Origin of the sequence: Mesorhizobium sp. M1A.F.Ca.IN.020.06.1.1 (genome assembly GCF_004023265.1) — a bacterium.
Taxonomy (GTDB): Bacteria; Pseudomonadota; Alphaproteobacteria; order Rhizobiales; family Rhizobiaceae; genus Mesorhizobium.
Genome location: NZ_RZSR01000794.1, coordinates 1 through 2,824 on the forward strand (window position 1 = coordinate 1; position 2,824 = coordinate 2,824).

At 64.9% G+C, this 2,824-nt stretch carries 2 protein-coding genes; both read left to right on the top strand.

The window, feature by feature from the left end; all coding sequences use genetic code 11:
• Positions 1 to 69: 69 nt before the first annotated feature.
• Entirely contained in the window at positions 70 to 828 is a 759-nt protein-coding gene (locus EOA60_RS27010) for an ATP-binding cassette domain-containing protein (protein ID WP_128312178.1), read from the top strand.
• 131 nt (positions 829 to 959) lie between these two features.
• Entirely contained in the window at positions 960 to 2,585 is a 1,626-nt protein-coding gene (locus tag EOA60_RS27015) for a CHASE domain-containing protein (protein WP_095824031.1), read from the top strand.
• Positions 2,586 to 2,824 lie beyond the last annotated feature (239 nt).

Below are 2,824 nucleotides of genomic sequence, written 5' to 3' on the forward strand. Positions count from 1 at the left end.
CTGCATCAGCAGCGCCCCAAGCATAGCGCCGAGCACGGTTCCCGAGCCGCCGGCGCCCCGCTGGTCGACATGCGCAACATCTCGATCGCCTTCGGCGGCATTCGCGCCGTCGACGACGCCTCCATCGATCTCTTCCCCGGCGAAGTGGTGGCGCTGCTCGGCCATAACGGCGCCGGCAAGTCGACGCTGATCAAGATACTGTCCGGCGCCTACAAGCGCGATGCCGGGCAGATCTTCGTCAACGGCGAGGAGGCAGCAATCTCCAACCCGCGCGACGCCAAGAAATACGGCATCGAGACGATCTATCAGACGCTGGCGCTTGCCGACAATGTCGACGCCGCCGCCAATCTGTTCCTCGGCCGCGAGTTGATGACCGCCTGGGGCACCCTCGACGACGTCGCCATGGAGGCCGAAGCACGCAAGGTGATGGGCCGGCTCAATCCGCGCTTCCAGCGCTTCAAGGAGCCGGTGATCAAGCTGTCCGGCGGACAGAGGCAGTCGGTGGCAATCGCGCGCGCGATCCTGTTCAACGCGCGAATCCTGATCATGGACGAGCCGACGGCAGCGCTCGGCCCCCAGGAGACGGCCCAGGTCGGCGAACTGGTGCGGCAGCTCAAGGCCGACGGCATCGGCATCTTCCTGATCAGCCACGATATCCATGACGTGTTCGAGCTGGCGGACAGGGTCTGCGTCATGAAGAACGGCCAGGTCGTCGGTACGGCGCGCACCAGCGACGTGACTCAAGACGAGGTGCTCGGCATGATCATTCTGGGCAAGTGCCCGCCGGGCGCCATGCCAGGCCCGGGAGCGCTGAAAATCGCGGCCTAAGACCATAAATTGGTTGGCTAATTTGCGACTTGTTTGATGAGCCAATCGCGGCGTTGGGTTGGCCTTGCCATTGTATTGGCGCGGAGACTTGCCCATAAAGGTGGCCAACCGTCCATGGGCCGCACCCTGCATTGAAAAAGCTTTTCCCGATCGTCGCCTTCATCGCCGTCGCGCTGATCAGCCTGACGATGGCGGGGTTCGCCTATTTCGCGACCCAGGAGGCGGCACGCATCAAGTTCGAGGGAACCGCCGACGATGCGCTCAACCGCATCGAGAGCCGCATCGACCTGCATCTGTCGCTGCTGCGCTCGACCCAGGCGCTGTTCGATGCTCGTAACGGCGATATCACGCGCGGCGAGTTCAAGGCCTTCCTCACCGCGCTCGACATCGACGACAACTTCGCCGGACTGCGCGGCATCGGCTTCCTGAGGCTGGCCAAGACCGGCGACGAGGCCAAGCTCGAGCGCGACATCCTGCGCGCTCGCGGTTCGGCCCACCCGGTCTATCCGGCAATCACGCAGCAGCAATGGCGCACGCCCATCGTGCTTTTCGAGCCGCTCGATACCTCCAACCAGTCGATCATCGGCTTCGACATGTTCAGCGACCCGGCACGGCGGGCGGCAATCGAGAAGGCCATGGCCGACGACCAGCAGCATGCCAGCGGGCTCGTTCAACTTGGCCAGGGACAAGGGCTGGAGCAGACATTCCCCGGATTTCTGGTCTTCGTGCGGCTGAACGTGGAAACGGCTCCGGACGTCATTAATGCTAGCCGCTCCTCGACCGCCGGCTTCCTCTACGCCTCCTTCCGCGCACGCGATCTGTTCCAGGTGGCGCTCAGCAAGGCTCCGCTGCTGCCGGTCAACGTCGAAATCTTCGACGGCCAGCCGGGTGCCGGCAATCTCCTGTTCCGGTCGGAGGCGCCGCCGGCCGAATCGCTCGGCGGAAAGCTGCTGGCGCGCCGGGATATCGTCGTGGCCGGCCGACCCTGGACTGTCCTGTTTCGGCCGACGAGCGCTTTCGCGCTGCCTTCCTCGCGCGCCATCCCGGTGATGCTCGGGCTGTTCGGTCTGCTGCTCGCCGGGGCGATTGCCTTGGTGGCCCGCTATCAGGAGCGCGCCTACGAGGCGAAGTCGCTGCTGCATGAGGCGACGGAGAAGAGCCTGCTGGAAAAGGAGTTGATCCTGCAGGAGATGAAGCACCGCATCAAGAACTCGATCACCAGGGTGCTGGCGATCGCGCGGCAGACTGCTTCGCAGGCCACGGACGTGAAGGAGTTCTCGGCATCATTCTCGGCGCGGTTGCAGGCGATGGCCGCGTCGCAGGACATGCTGACACGCTCGCGCTGGCAGAAAGCGGACCTCGGCGACCTGCTGCGCACCGAGCTTGGGCAGGTGTTCGGCAAAGAGCTTTCCGAAGGCATATTGTCGGGGCCGGAAGTGCTGCTTGACGAGACGACGACGCAGGCGCTTGGCCTGACCTTCCACGAGCTTGCCACCAACGCGCTGAAATATGGCGAGGCCGGCAACTCGGTGGGCGCCCTGAAGGTCGATTGGCGGGTCGAAGGACGTGGCCGGGAGCGGACGCTGGTGCTCGATTGGCGCGAGGCCGGGCAAAAGAAACTGGAGCCGCCGGCAAAGACCGGTTTCGGCACCAAGCTGATCGATCTCAATGTCACGCGAGAATTGCGCGGTACGATCAAGCGCGACTACCGGGCCGACGGGCTTAAGGTGGAAATAAGGATCCCGCTCACCGGATGAGCAGCGCCGGTGCGGCGGCGGGCCGTTCAGGCAAAGAAATGGAGGCCGGCAGGCCGGCCTTCATTGGATCGCTCTGTCGCGAGATCAGTTGCAGCGCGCAGTGTAGGTCGTGCCGTTACGGTAGCGATATACGCACTGGCCATTGCGCAGGTTGCGAACCAACAGGCCGGACCCGGCGCCCACAGCCGCGCCGATCAGCGCGCCCCTGCCGCCGCCGACCAGGCCGCCGACGCCGGCGC

What these genes read in the sequence shown, in the direction of transcription:
- EOA60_RS27010 (WP_128312178.1), top strand. Translation starts at nt 70, where the DNA reads ATGCGCAACATCTCGATCGCCTTCGGCGGCATTCGCGCCGTCGACGAC.